The organism is Halomonas sp. 1513 (genome assembly GCA_001971685.1).
Taxonomy (GTDB): domain Bacteria; phylum Pseudomonadota; class Gammaproteobacteria; order Pseudomonadales; family Halomonadaceae; genus Franzmannia.
Genome location: CP019326.1, coordinates 2567090 through 2581436 on the forward strand (window position 1 = coordinate 2567090; position 14347 = coordinate 2581436).

14 protein-coding genes are annotated in these 14347 nt (G+C 65.6%); 13 read left to right on the forward strand and 1 reads right to left on the reverse strand.

Translation table 11 applies throughout. From position 1 onward, the window contains the following. Window positions 1-654 precede the first annotated feature (654 nt). The 6 genes from BWR19_11610 (at window position 655) to BWR19_11635 (ending at window position 6080) form a co-directional block, all read left to right on the forward strand. Window positions 655-1542 carry a 2-hydroxy-3-oxopropionate reductase gene (locus BWR19_11610; GenBank protein ID APX93526.1) on the forward strand — a complete coding sequence of 296 codons (888 nt, stop codon included), beginning with the start codon at window positions 655-657 and terminating at the stop codon, window positions 1540-1542. Window positions 1543-1585: 43 nt separating this feature from the next. Continuing rightward, window positions 1586-2431 carry an ATP-binding protein gene (locus BWR19_11615; GenBank protein ID APX93527.1) on the forward strand — a complete coding sequence of 282 codons (846 nt, stop codon included), beginning with the start codon at window positions 1586-1588 and terminating at the stop codon, window positions 2429-2431. A gap of 3 nt (window positions 2432-2434) precedes the next feature. Continuing rightward, window positions 2435-3613, forward strand: a complete 1179-nt coding sequence (locus BWR19_11620; GenBank protein APX93528.1) for a hypothetical protein — start codon at window positions 2435-2437, stop codon at window positions 3611-3613. A gap of 113 nt (window positions 3614-3726) precedes the next feature. Next, a complete protein-coding gene (locus BWR19_11625) occupies window positions 3727-4374 on the forward strand; it encodes a hypothetical protein (GenBank protein ID APX93529.1) in 648 nt (215 codons plus the stop codon). Further along, complete coding sequence (locus tag BWR19_11630) at window positions 4371-5129, forward strand: hypothetical protein (GenBank protein APX93530.1); 759 nt, start codon at window positions 4371-4373, stop codon at window positions 5127-5129. The genes BWR19_11625 and BWR19_11630 overlap by 4 nt, the downstream gene beginning before the upstream one ends. Before the next feature lie 3 nt (window positions 5130-5132). Beyond that, entirely contained in the window at window positions 5133-6080 is a 948-nt protein-coding gene (locus BWR19_11635; GenBank protein ID APX93531.1) for an N-acetylmuramoyl-L-alanine amidase, read from the forward strand. Between the two features lie 64 nt (window positions 6081-6144). Here BWR19_11635 and BWR19_11640 read toward each other — a convergent pair whose 3' ends face one another. Then, a complete protein-coding gene (locus BWR19_11640; protein APX93532.1) occupies window positions 6145-6594 on the reverse strand; it encodes a hypothetical protein in 450 nt (149 codons plus the stop codon). Between the two features lie 158 nt (window positions 6595-6752). On the opposite strand from BWR19_11640, the gene BWR19_11645 reads away from it, so the two are divergent. The 7 genes from BWR19_11645 (at window position 6753) to BWR19_11675 (ending at window position 14289) form a co-directional block, all read left to right on the forward strand. Next, window positions 6753-7346 (forward strand): GNAT family N-acetyltransferase, encoded by a 594-nt coding sequence (locus BWR19_11645; GenBank protein ID APX93533.1) that lies wholly within the window; start codon window positions 6753-6755, stop codon window positions 7344-7346. 280 nt (window positions 7347-7626) lie between these two features. Beyond that, the gene (locus tag BWR19_11650) at window positions 7627-9348 is read left to right on the forward strand and encodes a proline--tRNA ligase (GenBank protein APX93534.1); all 1722 of its coding nucleotides are present in this window, start codon (window positions 7627-7629) and stop codon (window positions 9346-9348) included. An 88-nt stretch (window positions 9349-9436) separates the two neighbouring features. Beyond that, the gene (locus BWR19_11655) at window positions 9437-9922 is read left to right on the forward strand and encodes a lytic murein transglycosylase (protein APX95002.1); all 486 of its coding nucleotides are present in this window, start codon (window positions 9437-9439) and stop codon (window positions 9920-9922) included. Between the two features lie 76 nt (window positions 9923-9998). Next, window positions 9999-10658: a Cupredoxin gene (locus BWR19_11660; GenBank protein APX93535.1), complete on the forward strand. Its 660-nt coding sequence runs from the start codon at window positions 9999-10001 to the stop codon at window positions 10656-10658. 18 nt (window positions 10659-10676) lie between these two features. Continuing rightward, a complete protein-coding gene (locus BWR19_11665) occupies window positions 10677-12974 on the forward strand; it encodes a GGDEF domain-containing protein (GenBank protein APX93536.1) in 2298 nt (765 codons plus the stop codon). 13 nt (window positions 12975-12987) lie between these two features. Then, window positions 12988-13836 (forward strand): hypothetical protein, encoded by an 849-nt coding sequence (locus BWR19_11670; GenBank protein APX93537.1) that lies wholly within the window; start codon window positions 12988-12990, stop codon window positions 13834-13836. 9 nt (window positions 13837-13845) lie between these two features. Then, window positions 13846-14289: a group 1 truncated hemoglobin gene (locus BWR19_11675; protein APX93538.1), complete on the forward strand. Its 444-nt coding sequence runs from the start codon at window positions 13846-13848 to the stop codon at window positions 14287-14289. The last annotated feature ends 58 nt before the right edge of the window (window positions 14290-14347 follow it).

Below are 14347 nucleotides of genomic sequence, written 5' to 3' on the forward strand. Positions count from 1 at the left end.
TATTTATATTTCGCGTTTATTCTACCTGCGCCACCACGGCACGGGTCACTCTTGTTTGTTCGTGTCACTGTCCCCAGCAAACGACTCGCTCGCGATCAACGCTCTACCGCCATGCGCTCCCAAGCGTCAGACGCCTTGCCGCCTTTGTGCAAGTCGAGCCAACGGTTTTCTACATGCATAAAAAAGGTCCCCCGAAGGGGACCAGGGGAGCACGCCAGCTCACTCGGTGTATCACCTCACTGGAGGTGATGTGGGCGCTTCCCCTATCGCAGCGTAATCCTTGTTGTTGGCTGCGACTCAGATGCTGGTGGGGAAGCGCCGATGTCTATGTGGGTCTGCCCTATACACTGCACAGCCTGCGCCAACTTTTGCGCACACGCTTGTGAATCAATAACTTGAAAATGATTCGCGTACTGCCCGGGCTGCCTCGCCCCGATCCGCCATGCTGCTATGCACCAAACAGGGGCTTTTTTGGGCCCTTATGCATTACTTCGGCGCATCTGCTGCGTTTGATACGTCCTCCAGTGCATCTTGCCACGATTGCAGCAGATAGCATTGCCTGACACGGGTGATCGTCAGCCGGGCCAGCGCGTCTAGATTGCCGCCCTTGGCGCCTTCACGCATGCTATGGGTTTTGTCGCTAGGGAGCATGTCATGTCTGATACTCGTCTCGGCTTTATCGGCATCGGCCTGATGGGCGATCCCATGACGCGGCGCCTGCTGGCCGCAGGCGTAGATGTCACGGTCTGGAACCGCACCCCGGCCAAGGCCCGCCCGCTGGTCAAGACTGGGGCTCGCGCAGCGAGCTCGATCGGCGAGCTGGTCGCCGAGGTCGACACGGTAATGCTGTGCCTGGCCAATACCGCGGTGGTCGAGGACCTGGTCTTCGGCGCCGAGGGCGTGGCGGCACACGGCCGCCCCGGGCAATTGCTGATCGACCTCTCCAGCAGTGATCCCCAGGCGACCCGTGATTTCGCCAAGCGGCTCGAGCAGCAGTGCGGCATGCACTGGGTGGATGCACCGGTCTCGGGCGGAGTGGCCGGCGCCGAGGCCGGCAGCCTGGCCATCATGTGCGGCGGCAGCGAGGCGGATGTCGCCTCGGCACGCCCGCTGCTGGCGCCGCTGGCGGCACGCATCACGCACATGGGCGCGGTGGGCAGCGGCCAGGTGACCAAGGTCTGCAATCAGATGATCGTCGGCTGCCAGGCCGCGGTGATCGCCGAGATGGTGGCCCTGGCCGAGGCCAGCGGCGTCGATGCCGGCCGGCTGCCCGAGGCGCTGGCCGGCGGCTTCGCCGACTCCAAGCCGTTCCAGATCCTCACCCCGCGCATGGCGGCGAGCGACTTTGCCAATCCCGCCTGGCACCTGCGCACCCTGCTCAAGGATCTCGACATGGCCGCGGCCCAGAGCCAGCGCGCCGGCAGCGCCACGCCAATGAGCGGCCTCGCCGCGCAGCTGCTGCGCGCCCACGCCAACCGCGGCCACGCCGAGCACGACCCGGCGACACTGGTCGAGGCCTATCGGCAAGCCGAGCAACATTGATACACTCGTTTGAATACACGATCGATTCCCTAGAGGCGCACCCATGGCGTTTGACTCCACGACTTCCTACATTGCCACCGAGGCGCTCAAGCAGGCGGTGAATGCCGCCGTGACCCTGCAGCGCCCGCTGCTGATCAAGGGCGAGCCGGGCACTGGCAAGACCCTGCTGGCCGAGGAGCTGGCGGCATCGCTGGGCACCCGCCTGATCACCTGGCACATCAAGTCCAGTACCAAGGCGGCCCAGGGCCTGTATGAGTACGACGCAGTGAGCCGCCTGCGCGACTCCCAGCTCGGTGTCGAAGGCGTGGAGAACGTCGCCAACTACATCAAGCCCGGCAAGCTGTGGGAGGCCTTCACCGCCGACGAGCGGGTGGTGCTGCTGATCGACGAGATCGACAAGGCCGACATCGAATTTCCCAACGACCTGCTCCAGGAGCTGGATCGCATGGAATTCCATGTCTACGAGACCGGCGAGACCATCGCCGCTCGCCACCGGCCGATCATCGTCATCACCTCCAACAACGAGAAGGAGTTGCCCGACGCCTTCCTGCGCCGCTGCTTCTTCCACTACATCGAGTTCCCCGACCGCGAGACCATGCAGCAGATCGTCGACGTGCATTTCCCCGACATCGCGCCGAAGCTGGTCGGCGAGGCGCTGGAGGTGTTCTTCGACCTGCGCCAGGCACCGGGGCTGAAGAAGAAGCCCTCCACCTCGGAGCTGGTTGACTGGCTGAAGCTGCTGATGAACGACGACCTGGCCCGGGAGGCGCTCTACCACCGCGACCCGGTGAAGGCGATTCCCCCCATGGCTGGTGCCCTGGTCAAGAACGAGCAGGATACCCAGCTGCTGGAGCGGCTGGCCTTCATGCTGCGTCGCAAGGGCCGCTGAGCGATGTTCATCGGCCTGTTCGAGACCCTCAAGCGTGCCGGTGTGCCGGTGTCGCTACGCGAGCTGCTCGACCTTCACGCCGTGGTCGAACATGGCGTGGTCTTCGCCGACATGCAGGCGTTCTACCAGGTGGCGCGCACCGTGATGGTCAAGGACGAGCGGCACTTCGACCGCTTCGATCGCGCCTTTTCCGCCTGGTTCGAGGGGCTCGAGAGCCTCGACGCCGCCATCGAGGCGCTGATTCCCGACGACTGGCTGCGTCGCGAGTTCGAGAAGCAGCTCTCCGAGGAGGAGAAGGCGCAGATCGAGTCCCTGGGCGGGCTCGAGGAGCTGATCGAGACCTTCAAGAAGCGCCTCGAGGAGCAGAAGGAGCGCCACGCCGGCGGCAACAAGTGGATCGGCACCGGCGGCACCAGCCCCTTCGGCGCCTACGGCTACAACCCCGAGGGCATGCGCATCGGCCAGGAGGGCTCGCGCCATCGCCGGGCGATCAAGGTATGGGACGAGCGCCGCTTCCGCGACTACGACGATTCGCTCGAGCTGGGCACGCGCAATATCAAGATGGCACTGCGCCGGCTGCGCAAGTTCGCCCGCCAGGGTGCGGCGGAGGAGTTCGACGTCGACGCCACCATCCGCGACACTGCACGAGACGCCGGCCTGCTCAACGTGCGCATGCGCCCGGAGCGCCACAATGCGGTGAAGGTGCTGCTGTTCCTCGACGTGGGCGGCTCCATGGACGACCACATCCGTGTCTGCGAGGAGCTGTTCTCCGCCGCCCGCTCCGAGTTCAAGCACCTGGAGCACTACTACTTCCATAACTGCGTGTACGAAGGTGTCTGGCGCAACAACCATCGCCGCACCAGTGAGCGCATTCCCACCATGGACGTGTTGCACACCTACGGCAGTGACTATCAGGTGGTGATCGTCGGCGATGCCGCCATGTCGCCCTATGAAGTGACTCACCCCGGCGGCAGCGTGGAGCACTTCAACGACGAAGCCGGCGGCGTGTGGCTCAAGCGGCTGGCCGCCAAGTTCCCTCGGCTGGCCTGGCTCAACCCCATGCCGCCTCGGGCCTGGGAGTACACCCACTCCACCCAGTTGATCCGCCAGTTGATCGACGACCGCATGTACCCGATGACGCTGGAAGGACTGGAAAACGCCATGCGCGAGCTGGCTCGCTGAGCAATAATAGCCCCACAGGGCGATAACGCACAATTATAGCCCTTAAAGGTTATTTAGTTGCCAAATAGCCTTTTTCGGCTATGATGAAGTCGACCCTTCCTGGAGCGCTTGCCATGACCCAGCGAATCGCCGTGCTGACCGGCGATGTGATCGACTCACGCAAGATCCAAGATCGTCAGCGGCTCTATGCACTGCTGGACCAAACCCTGGCCGGGCTGGCCGCCCGGCATGGCGGACGCAGCGAACGCTTCCGCGGCGATGGCTTCCAGCTGGCCCTGCCCAGGGCCGCAGCCGCCATGGAGGTGGCTATCGCCCTGCGTGCGGCGCTGATCGAGCACTCCGAGGCCGACCAGCGCTGGGACGCCCGCATTGCGGTGGCGGTAGGGCCGGCAAGCTGGCCGGGAAACGGCCGGCTCGCCACGGCGGATAGCGAGCCCTTCGTGCGCTCCGGCCACGACCTGGATGCCCTGGGCGAGGGCAGCTTACACCTGTCGCTGGCACTGCTCGACGAAACGGACGACGGTAGCCTGGCCCTGTTGACGCGCTACCTGGATGACATGGTGGCAAGCTGGTCGCGCTACTCGGCCGAGGTGGTCAGGCTCAGCCTGGAGAGCGAGACCTCCCAGCAGGCCATGGCCGATCACCTGGGCATACGCCAGCCCAGCGTGCACAAGCGACTGCGTGCCGCCCGCTGGCCGCTGCTGGCCGATACCCTGACCTACCTGAACGAGCGGCTGGCGGAAAAGGATAAACGCCGATGAACCCTAACGATCTCTCCCTGCTGATGGGGCTGGTGCTGGCCCACCTCGCCGGCGACTTCCTGCTGCAGCCGCGCCACTGGGTCGACGAGCGGATGCGTCGCCTGCACCGCTCGCACCACCTGCTCTACCACGTGCTGGTTCACGCCGGGCTGACCGCCCTGGTGCTGATGGTCGCATCCTGGCTGCTGCCGGGTTCCCCCGGCCCGCTGGGAGTGCTCGCCGGTGCCGCGGCGGTAGCCGCCAGCCACTGGCTGATCGACCTGGGCAAGGCGACGCTGCCCGCCGGCCGGCTGCACTGGTTCCTGCTCGACCAGCTGCTGCACCTGCTGGTGCTGTGCGCGGTGTGGCTGGCCTGGCTCGGCAGCCTGGCCCCACTCGAAGCGCTCGGCGCCTGGCTGCTCACGCCGACGGTGCTGGGCGTCGCCACCGCCTACCTGATCGTGACGCGACCCTTCTCGTTTGCCATCGCCATGCTGATGAAGCGCTGGAGCAGCCAGCTCGAGGATACCGGCACCCTGGCCCGGGCCGGTGCACGCATCGGCATGCTGGAACGCCTGCTGGTGCTCTCCCTGGTGCTGCTCGACCAGCTTACCGCGGTGGGCTTCCTGCTCGCCGCCAAGTCGGTGCTACGCTACGGCGACCTGCGCGAATCGAAGGATCGCAAGCTGACCGAGTATGTGCTGCTGGGTACGCTGGTAAGCGTGGCCTCGACCCTGGTGCTGGGACTGACGCTCAGACTGCTGCTGGAGAGCTGAACCATGTGGCGCAAGCGTGTTGCCATTGCTTCCCTGCCCCTGCTCCTCGCCGCCTGTGCGGGGCCGGGCATAGGGCCGGAAACAGCGCCGGAAACAGGGCCCCTGGAGCCACGCCCCGGCTATGTGGTGGACCACACCCATGTGGCACCTTCCCACAACAGCCGGGTACGGCACCTGGTGATGCACTACACGGATGTGGATGAAGCGGAGTCGCTCGCCGTGCTCACCGGCCCCCGGGTCAGCAGCCACTACGTGCTGCCGCTACCGGCACGGGAGCATCGCGGCCAGCCGCTGGTCTACCAGCTCGTCGACGAGGAGCGCCGCGCCTGGCACGCCGGGGCCAGCGCCTGGAAGCGCCGCACCAACATCAACGATACGTCCATCGGCATCGAGATCGTCAATACCGGCCCCGATCGCCCCTACGCCGAGGTGGAGCGGCTGCTGGAGCAGCACCCCGAGGCGGCGGTAGAGATCGGTTGGGCACCCTACCCCGAGGCACAGATCCAGGCGCTGATCGCCCTGTCGCGGGATATCATCGAGCGCCACAATATTCATCCCACCGACGTGGTGGCCCACTCGGACATCTCGCCGACGCGCAAGATCGACCCGGGCCCGGCGTTTCCCTGGCATGCACTATACGAAGCGGGTATCGGCGTATGGCCCGAAGAGGCCAGCGTGGCACGCTATCGCGACCGCTTCGACCAGGCGCTGCCCGAGCTCTCCACGCTGCAGGCGGCGCTCCAGGCCTGGGGCTATCCGCTTGAGGTCAACGACGCACTGGATTCACAGACTCGCGCGGTACTGCGCGCCTTCCAGATGCGCTTTCGCCCCACCGACTATCGCGGCCGGCCCGATGCCGAGAGCGCCGCGATCCTCTGGGCACTGCTGGAAAGATATCGCCCGTCGGCGCTGGATAGCCTCGATCAGCCGCTACGCGACGGAGCGCTGTAGGCGTAAAGAGCCCCCCCTACCCGACCAGAACGGTTCGGGGCAGAGGGCTGAAGCTGGCCACAGACTACATGGTCGACAGCCGCTCGGCGTCGTCGACGCCCGACATGCGCACCAGCGCCAGCGCTTCGTCGAGGCTCTCGACCCGCTCGGCCAGCAGCAACTCATGGTCGAGGTCGACCGGCTTGCCGAGGTGTTCGGCCAGCATCAACTCCAGCGTCGCCAGGTCGAGGCCGTCCTCGAACGGCATGCTGTCGACCCGCGCCTGGGTGTGGTCACTGGGCAGGTAGATGGTGCCGTTGGAGAAGTCCACGGCGTAGGCCACCGCACCAGGTATGATGAAGAACAGCAGCCCTACCCCATTGGCCAGCGCAATCCGCGGGTCGATGTCACCGCTGGTTTGGCCCTTGCGCTCCGGGTGCAGCAGCGTACCGCAGCCGGCCAGGGCCAGCACAGCGCTGGCCACCACCAGCCTCGTCAGCCAGCGCCGCGCGCCGGCCTGTGTGGTTGTTGTCATGACGATATTACCCCCTGCATTATCGTCGTAAAGCCTACCACAGTCCTGGTGTCTGCGCCGGGCGACGCCCGTGGCGCCGTTCAGGTCGCGCTCGCGATTGGCGGTGGGCAACCGGGCTGCTAGCGTGACCCAGAAATACGCAAGCCATGAGGAAGCGCATGTCGTCCATCACCCTGAGCACCTGCCAAGGTCATGCCATCGCCCCGCATCTCGACGCCTTGGCAAGGCTGCGAATCCGCGTGTTTCGCGACTTCCCCTACCTCTACGACGGCGACCTCGCCTACGAGGCCGACTACCTGGCCCGCTATGCCGAGTGCCCGCGCAGCCTGTTCGTGCTGGCCTTCGACGCCGACACCCTGGTGGGCGCTGCCACCGGCATGCCGCTGGCCGACGACCTGGACGAGTTCCGCGCCCCGTTCGAACAGGCCGGCTTCGATATCGGCAGTGTTTTCTACTATGGCGAGTCGGTGCTGCTACCCCGCTACCGCGGTCGCGGCATCGGCAAGGCGTTCATGGCCGAGCGGGAAGCGCATGCCCGCGGCGAAGGCTTTGCCAGCGCCGCCTTCTGCGCCGTGGAACGCCCCGACGACCACCCGTTGAAGCCACACGACTACGTGCCACTGCACGGCTTCTGGCGCTCGCGGGGCTATGAACGCCACCCTGAACTGGCCACTACCTTTCACTGGAAGGATATCGGTGACGCCGAGGAGACCCACAAGCCGATGGTGTTCTGGCTCAAGTCGCTGAGGTGACACCCAGATCAATCGCCCTGGCTTTGTCGCTCGGGGCTAATCCGTCGACAGGGCTACGAGGAGGCGCTGTAAACCATCCCTGGGCGCTTCCGATGCCATCCATGGCATCGACACCTCCTCTTCGCCCTGTCCCCGGCGCCCCTCGCTAACGCGGCTTATTCTCTTCGTGTCAGCATGCGCTTTTGCCGCCACACACGCTTGACCGTACAATGCCCCAAACGCCGCCGCCGCGGCACGCCGACTCATGTCACGCCCCATGCTGGAAGGAAACGCCGGACCCATGCGCGCCACCCAACTGCTGCTCTCGACCCTCAAGGAAACCCCCGCCGACGCCGAAGTGATCAGCCATCAGCTGATGCTGCGTGCCGGCATGATCCGCCGCCTCACCTCCGGCCTCTACACCTGGCTGCCGCTGGGCCTGCGCACCCTGCGCAAGGTCGAGCGTATCGTGCGCGAGGAGATGGACCGCGCCGGCGCCCAGGAAGTGCTGATGCCGGCGGTGCAGCCCGCCGAGCTGTGGCAGGAGTCGGGTCGCTGGGAGCAGTACGGCCCCGAGCTGCTGCGCCTCAAGGATCGTCACCAGCGCGACTACTGCGTCGGGCCGACCCACGAAGAGGTGATCACCGACCTGGTGCGCCGCGAGATCAACAGCTACAAGCAGCTGCCCGCCAACTTCTACCAGATCCAGACCAAGTTCCGCGACGAGATTCGGCCGCGTTTCGGCGTGATGCGCTCCCGCGAGTTCATCATGAAGGACGCCTACTCCTTCCACGTCGATGAAGCCTCGCTGCTCGACACCTACCAGGCGATGTATGACGCCTACGTGCGCATCTTCACCCGCCTGGGGCTCGACTTCCGCCCGGTGCTGGCCGACAACGGCTCGATCGGCGGCACCGGCTCCCACGAGTTCCACGTGCTGGCCGACTCCGGCGAGGACGATATCGTGTTCTCCACCGAGTCCGACTACGCCGCCAACATCGAGAAGGCCGAGGCGCTGCCGGCAGCGCTCGGCACCGCCCCCGAGCGCGCCGCGCCCAGTGAGGAGCTGCGCCTGGTCGATACCCCCAACGCGCGTACCATCGCCACCCTGGTGGAGCAGCACGGCCTGCCCATCGAGAAGACCATCAAGACGCTGATGGTCGAGGCCGCCGAGGGTGGCCTGATCGCCCTGCTGGTACGCGGCGACCACGAACTCAACGAGATCAAGGCCGAGAACCTGGCGGAGGTGGCCGCGCCGCTGCGCATGGCCACGGAGGAGGAAATCCGCGCTGCCGTGGGCGCCGGCCCCGGCTCGCTGGGGCCAGTCAACCTCGACATGCCGATCATCATCGACCGCTCGGTGGCGCTGATGAGCGATTTCGGTGCCGGCGCCAATGTCGACGGCAAGCACTATTTCGGCATCAACTGGGAGCGCGACGTGGCGCTGCCCAAGGTCGCCGACCTGCGCAACGTGGTCGAAGGCGACCCCTCGCCGGACGGCAAGGGCACGCTTGCCATCAAGCGTGGCATCGAAGTCGGCCATGTCTTCCAGCTCGGCAGGAAATACTCCGAGGCGATGAACGCCACCGTGCTCGATGACAACGGCAAGGCGGTCCACCCGTGGATGGGCTGCTACGGTATCGGCGTGACGCGGGTAGTGGCTTCGGCCATCGAGCAGAACCACGACGCCGGCGGTATCATCTGGCCCGACGCCATCGCCCCCTTCGAGGTGATGCTGGTGCCGATGAACGCCCACAAGTCGGAGCGCGTGCGCGAGACCAGCGAGCGCCTCTACGCCGAGCTCAGCGCCGCCGGCCTCGACGTGCTGCTCGACGACCGCGACACCCGCCCCGGGGTCAAGTTCGCCGATCAGGAGTTGATCGGTATCCCCCACCGGCTGGTGATCGGCGACCGCAGCCTCGACAACGGCGAGCTCGAGTACAAGGGCCGCCGTGACGACGCCCCGACCATGGTCCCGGCCGACCAGATCCTAGACTTCCTGCGTGAGCAGGTTAGGCGCTAAGCGAACGGCGGCCACGCTGCTGGCGGCCGCGCTGAGCTGTGCGGCAGCCGCGGCGCTGGCCGAGCCACGCCATGCCGTGACCCCAGGGCTGCGGGCCACCCTCGACGGCGTGCTCGACGACGCCCCGAGTGCGGCCCAGATCTGGGCGTCACGCCAGTGGCTGAGCGCCATGGAGCCGCGCCTGGCGCGCTTCGTCTCCGACCCGGAGACGCGCATGCGGCTGCTGGAACGCGTCTACCAGGAGGCGCAGCTGGCCGGCCTGGCCCCCGAGATCGTGCTGGCGGTAATCCAGGTCGAAAGCGCCTTCCAGAAGGAGGCGGTCTCGTCCGCGGGGGCCCTGGGGCTGATGCAGATCATGCCGTTCTGGGTCGCAGAACTGGGGCGTCCCGCCGACGACCTGTTCGACCCGCTGCTCAACCTGCGCTACGGCTGTACCATACTCGCCCACTACCTTGCCGTGGAGCGCGGCGACCTGACCCGCGCCCTGGCACGCTACAACGGCAGCCGCGGTGAGACCTGGTACCCCGAGCGGGTGATGCGCGCCTGGAAGCGCAATTGGTGGATACAGCGTTAATCCAGCCGCATGACACTACCCAACTGATACTTCACCATCACTGCTGCCCATATAATAATCTGATCAGGCACATGCCATGCGCTCTGCTTTGCTACCTCGGCGGTTAGCGGTGATAGCCTCGACGCTCCTGTTATCCAGCCCTGCCGCCGCCTCGCTTCTCACTGTCAGAGACGCCGCAAGTGGTGAGCTGCTATCGAACGCGGTGATCGAGGTCCACGTCAGCGGCGAGCCGGGCAGGCCCAGCGTCGACGACGATATCATCCAGCGCGATGCGACCTTCCATCCGCATGTCTCGGCCGTGCCGGTGGACAGCCGTATTCGCTTCCCCAATCAGGACAATACACGCCATCACGTCTACTCCTTTTCTCCGGCCAAGACCTTCGATCTCAACCTTTTCCTGCGCGATACCCCGCCGCCCATCAGTTTTGATCAGGCTGGCGTCGTGGTGCTCGGCTGCAACATCCATGATCACATGCAGGCCTTCATCGTGGTCAGCGAAGCAACGCACGTCGGTGTCACCGCGGAGGACGGCAGCTGGCAGGTACCCGACCTGGCCACTGGGGAGCACCGCGTGCGGGTCTGGCACCCGCGACTCGACGACAGCCACCAGCAGTGGCACGACGTCTCCCTCAACGGACAGCCTCAGCAGGAGGTCCTGCTGACCCTGACGGCCTCAGCCCCGCCGCCCTCTGAGCCGTCGGCGCTGCAGCAGCGTTTTCGTGATGCCACCCAGTGACGACCCCCGGATGCCGATGTGAGTTTTCGTAGCCGCCTGCTGAGTGTGATGCTGGTCGTGGTGGTGCTTGCACTCACGGTGACCGGTGGCGCCTTCCTACGCGTGGTGTATCAGGATGCTCTGGCCAAGGGGGAACACGACCTGGAGGTGGGCGTCAACGTACTCCAGCAAATCCTCGACGAGCGCGGCCATCAACTGCGTAACAACGTGGCGATACTCGCCGACGACTTCGGTTTCAAGAGCGCGGTCGCCACCCAGGATACCGATACGCTGCGTACGGTACTGGCCAACCACGGCGACCGTGCAGGGGCCGACATGGTACTGCTCAGCGACCTCGAGGGCAGCCTGCTGGCCAGCAGCCATCACCCTGCCGGAAGCACGCTGCCGTTCTTCGATCTGCTGGAGCAGGCCCAGCAACAGGGCGCCGGCGTCGATCTCATCGTCGAAGCGGGCCAGCCCTATGAGTTCGTGCTGCTGCCGGTGCGCGCGCCCAACCTGATCGGCTGGGTGGGCATGGGCTTCTTGATCGATGAGGCGTTGGTTAACGAGATTCACGCCCTGACCCGCCTGGACATCAGCGTCATCGCGCAACCCAGCGGAGATAGCCCCTCTTATTTGGTTAGTTCTCGCCCCGACCTGGCCGACCAGGCCGAGCCGATAGACGCCCAGGCGATCATCGACGACACGGACTACCTGACCCGCGAGCTGGTCCTCAACGTAGCCGGCCCGCAGCAGACCCTCGCCCTGGCTCAGGTATCCCGCGCCAGCCTGCTGGCCGCCTATCGCGACTTGCAGTGGCAACTGCTGGCCATCGTCGGCTTGATCCTGCTGCTGACGACCGCTGCAGCGGCCTGGAGCGCCCGCAGCATGAGCCTGCCGCTGACCCGGCTCAGCGATGCTGCGCGGCGCATTGGCCTCGGCCAGCGACTCGAGACGATCGGCGTCTCACCGCGCGGCGAGATCGGCCTGCTGGCCGATACCTTGCTATCGATGCAGGCCGATATCGACGAACGCGAACGGACGCTGCTGCACCGCTCCCGCCACGACCCTCTGACCGACCTGCCCAATCGCAGCAGCGCCCAGGAGTGCATAACGCAGCTGATCGAGCAGGGTCGGCCTTTCTCTCTGCTGCGTCTGGCCGTCGAAAGATTTCGCGATATCAACGACACCTTCGGCTATGCCCTCGGGGACAGGGTGTTGATCACCCTGGCCCAGCGGCTGGCACAGCTGCCCTCCCCGGGCTTCCAGGCGTTTCGGCTCGGCGACGACGAATTCCTGCTGCTGGTAGACAACCCGGCGCCGCCCGACGGCTGGCAGGAGCGGCTGCTGCAGGAGCTGAGCGAGCCCATCGAGCTGGACGCCTCACCGTTTCGCCCATCGCTGTGTGCGGGGGAGTCGCATAGCCCCACCCACGGCGAAGACCCGCATCTGCTGCTGCGGCGGGCCGATATCGCGCTGGCGTCCGCACGCCGCCAGCGCAGCGCCTGGCGCTGCTACCAGCCTGGGCAGGACGAACAGCACTTTCGCCAGCTGACCCTGATTCGCGACTTGCAAGCGGCGGCCAGGGACTCCCAGCTATGGATGGCCTATCAACCCAAGATCGAGGCCAGTAGCGGAAAGGTGAGCCAGTTCGAGGCCCTGATGCGCTGGCAGCATCCCAGCCTGGGATTCATTCCGCCAGACGAGTTCATTACCCTCGCCGAGCGCTCGGGTAACATTCGCCTGCTCAGCCGCTGGATGATCGACAGCGTGTGTCGCCAGCTCGCCGAGTGGCGGCGCGCCGGACAGATTCAGTCGGTGGCCATCAACCTCTCCGCCGAGGACGTCATCGATCCGCAGCTCGCCGAGCATCTGCTCAGCGTACTGGCTCACTACGCCCTCGACGTCGAGCAGTTGAGCCTGGAAGTGACCGAGAGCGCCGTGATGCAGGATCCCGCGCTGGCCAATCGCTGCCTGAGCGAGCTCAGGCAAGCGGGCCTGACGGTGGCGATCGATGACTTCGGCACCGGCTACTCGTCGCTGGCACAGCTCAAGCAGCTGCCCGTGGCCGCCTTGAAGATCGACAAGTCGTTCGTGATGTCGCTGGATACCCAACCCGACGACGTGGTCATCGTGCGTTCGACCATCGAGCTGGGGCATCGCCTGGGGCTGCGTGTCGTTGCCGAGGGAGTGGAAACCGCTGCCATCGCCGCCCTCCTTTGCGACTTCGGCTGCGACGAACTGCAAGGGTACCTGTTCGCCAAGCCGCTCCCGGGCCACGAGGTCACCGCCTGGCTCGACCACTATCACCCCGACGCGACATTCACCTCATCGTGACCTGGAGGCCTTGATGCGAACGCCCCCCATCCTCCGGCAGCTTCTGTGCTGCGCCCTGCTCGCGTCGCTGTCTTTCAGCGCAGCCGCCGGCAGCCGTCTGCTCGCCACCGGTGGCGTCGGTCAGATCGAAGGCGCCGCAGGCGGCGGCCTGTCGCCCTGGGCAGTACTCACAGGCACCGCCAGCAGCGGCGAGGTCAGCCTGACCGCCGTGGGCAGCCGCGCCTGGCTGAGTGACTACCGGCTTAGCGTTGGAGGCATCGGCGTCAACGTGCATGACCGCCTGGAGCTGTCACTGGCGCGACAGCGGCTGGCGTTGACCACCCTGGGTGGCGAACTGGAACAGACCATCGCCGGCGGCAAGCTGCGCCTGTTTGGCGATGTCCTCTATCACCCCTGGGGTATCTGGAGCCTGGGGATTCAGCACAAGTGGCTGGAGGATGGCGACCTCGCCCGCGCAGTGGGTGCCACGGACATCCGTGGCACCGATCTCTACCTGAGCGGCAGCAAGCTGTGGTTTGACGCCGTCGCCGGCCGCAACCTGTTGACCAACCTCACGCTCAGGCACTCGGCTGCCAATCAGGGCGGGCTGCTTGGCTACGGCGGCGACCAGCACGATGGCGGCTCGCTGCTCGTCGAGGGCTCGCTGGGCCTGTTCATCACCCCTCGCTGGATCATCGGCACCGAGTACCGACAAAAACCCGACAATCTCTCATTCGCTACCGAGGACGACTGGCAGAGCCTGTATAGCGCGTACTTTGTCAACAAACAGCTATCCGTCACGGCCGCCTGGCTGGACCTCGGATCCATCGCGGGTCTCGATGGCCAGCGTGGCAGCTATGTATCGCTCCAACTGTCATTCTAGGGAAACGTCATGACGATCCGTCGATTCTGCCGCGCGATGCTTCTGAGCACGCTATTGATCATCACAGGATGTAGCACTAGCCAACCGTCATCTCCTCAAACGCTCTACGCAGATCTGGGCGCTGAGGCTGGTATCTCGGCGGTCGTCGAGAACCTGATGTATCGCATTGCCGACGATCCGGCGATAGTAGGATTCTTCGCCAATACCAATATCGACCACTTCGTCGCCTCGCTGGAGCAGCAGCTATGTGACATAAGCGACGGTCCATGCACCTATCAGGGCCCCCCGATGGATCGTGCGCACCAGCATATGGGTCTCGACGACAGCCACTTCAACCGGCTGGTGGAACACCTCGATGCCGCCATGATCGATGAAAATATCCCACTGCGAACCCGCAATCGGCTATATGCTCGGCTCGCTCCGCTGCACGGCGACATCATGCGTTTGCAATAGCTGCTTGGCTATCGCCGGCGCCACGCATCGCTATACTCAGGGTTCAATGGCCCATGAC

What these genes read in the sequence shown, in the direction of transcription:
- BWR19_11610 (APX93526.1), top strand. Translation starts at nt 655, where the DNA reads ATGTCTGATACTCGTCTCGGCTTTATCGGCATCGGCCTGATGGGCGAT.
- BWR19_11615 (APX93527.1), top strand. Translation starts at nt 1,586, where the DNA reads ATGGCGTTTGACTCCACGACTTCCTACATTGCCACCGAGGCGCTCAAG.
- BWR19_11620 (APX93528.1), top strand. Translation starts at nt 2,435, where the DNA reads ATGTTCATCGGCCTGTTCGAGACCCTCAAGCGTGCCGGTGTGCCGGTG.
- BWR19_11625 (APX93529.1), top strand. Translation starts at nt 3,727, where the DNA reads ATGACCCAGCGAATCGCCGTGCTGACCGGCGATGTGATCGACTCACGC.
- BWR19_11630 (APX93530.1), top strand. Translation starts at nt 4,371, where the DNA reads ATGAACCCTAACGATCTCTCCCTGCTGATGGGGCTGGTGCTGGCCCAC.
- BWR19_11635 (APX93531.1), top strand. Translation starts at nt 5,133, where the DNA reads ATGTGGCGCAAGCGTGTTGCCATTGCTTCCCTGCCCCTGCTCCTCGCC.
- BWR19_11640 (APX93532.1), bottom strand. Translation starts at nt 6,594, where the DNA reads ATGACAACAACCACACAGGCCGGCGCGCGGCGCTGGCTGACGAGGCTG.
- BWR19_11645 (APX93533.1), top strand. Translation starts at nt 6,753, where the DNA reads ATGTCGTCCATCACCCTGAGCACCTGCCAAGGTCATGCCATCGCCCCG.
- BWR19_11650 (APX93534.1), top strand. Translation starts at nt 7,627, where the DNA reads ATGCGCGCCACCCAACTGCTGCTCTCGACCCTCAAGGAAACCCCCGCC.
- BWR19_11660 (APX93535.1), top strand. Translation starts at nt 9,999, where the DNA reads ATGCGCTCTGCTTTGCTACCTCGGCGGTTAGCGGTGATAGCCTCGACG.
- BWR19_11670 (APX93537.1), top strand. Translation starts at nt 12,988, where the DNA reads ATGCGAACGCCCCCCATCCTCCGGCAGCTTCTGTGCTGCGCCCTGCTC.
- BWR19_11675 (APX93538.1), top strand. Translation starts at nt 13,846, where the DNA reads ATGACGATCCGTCGATTCTGCCGCGCGATGCTTCTGAGCACGCTATTG.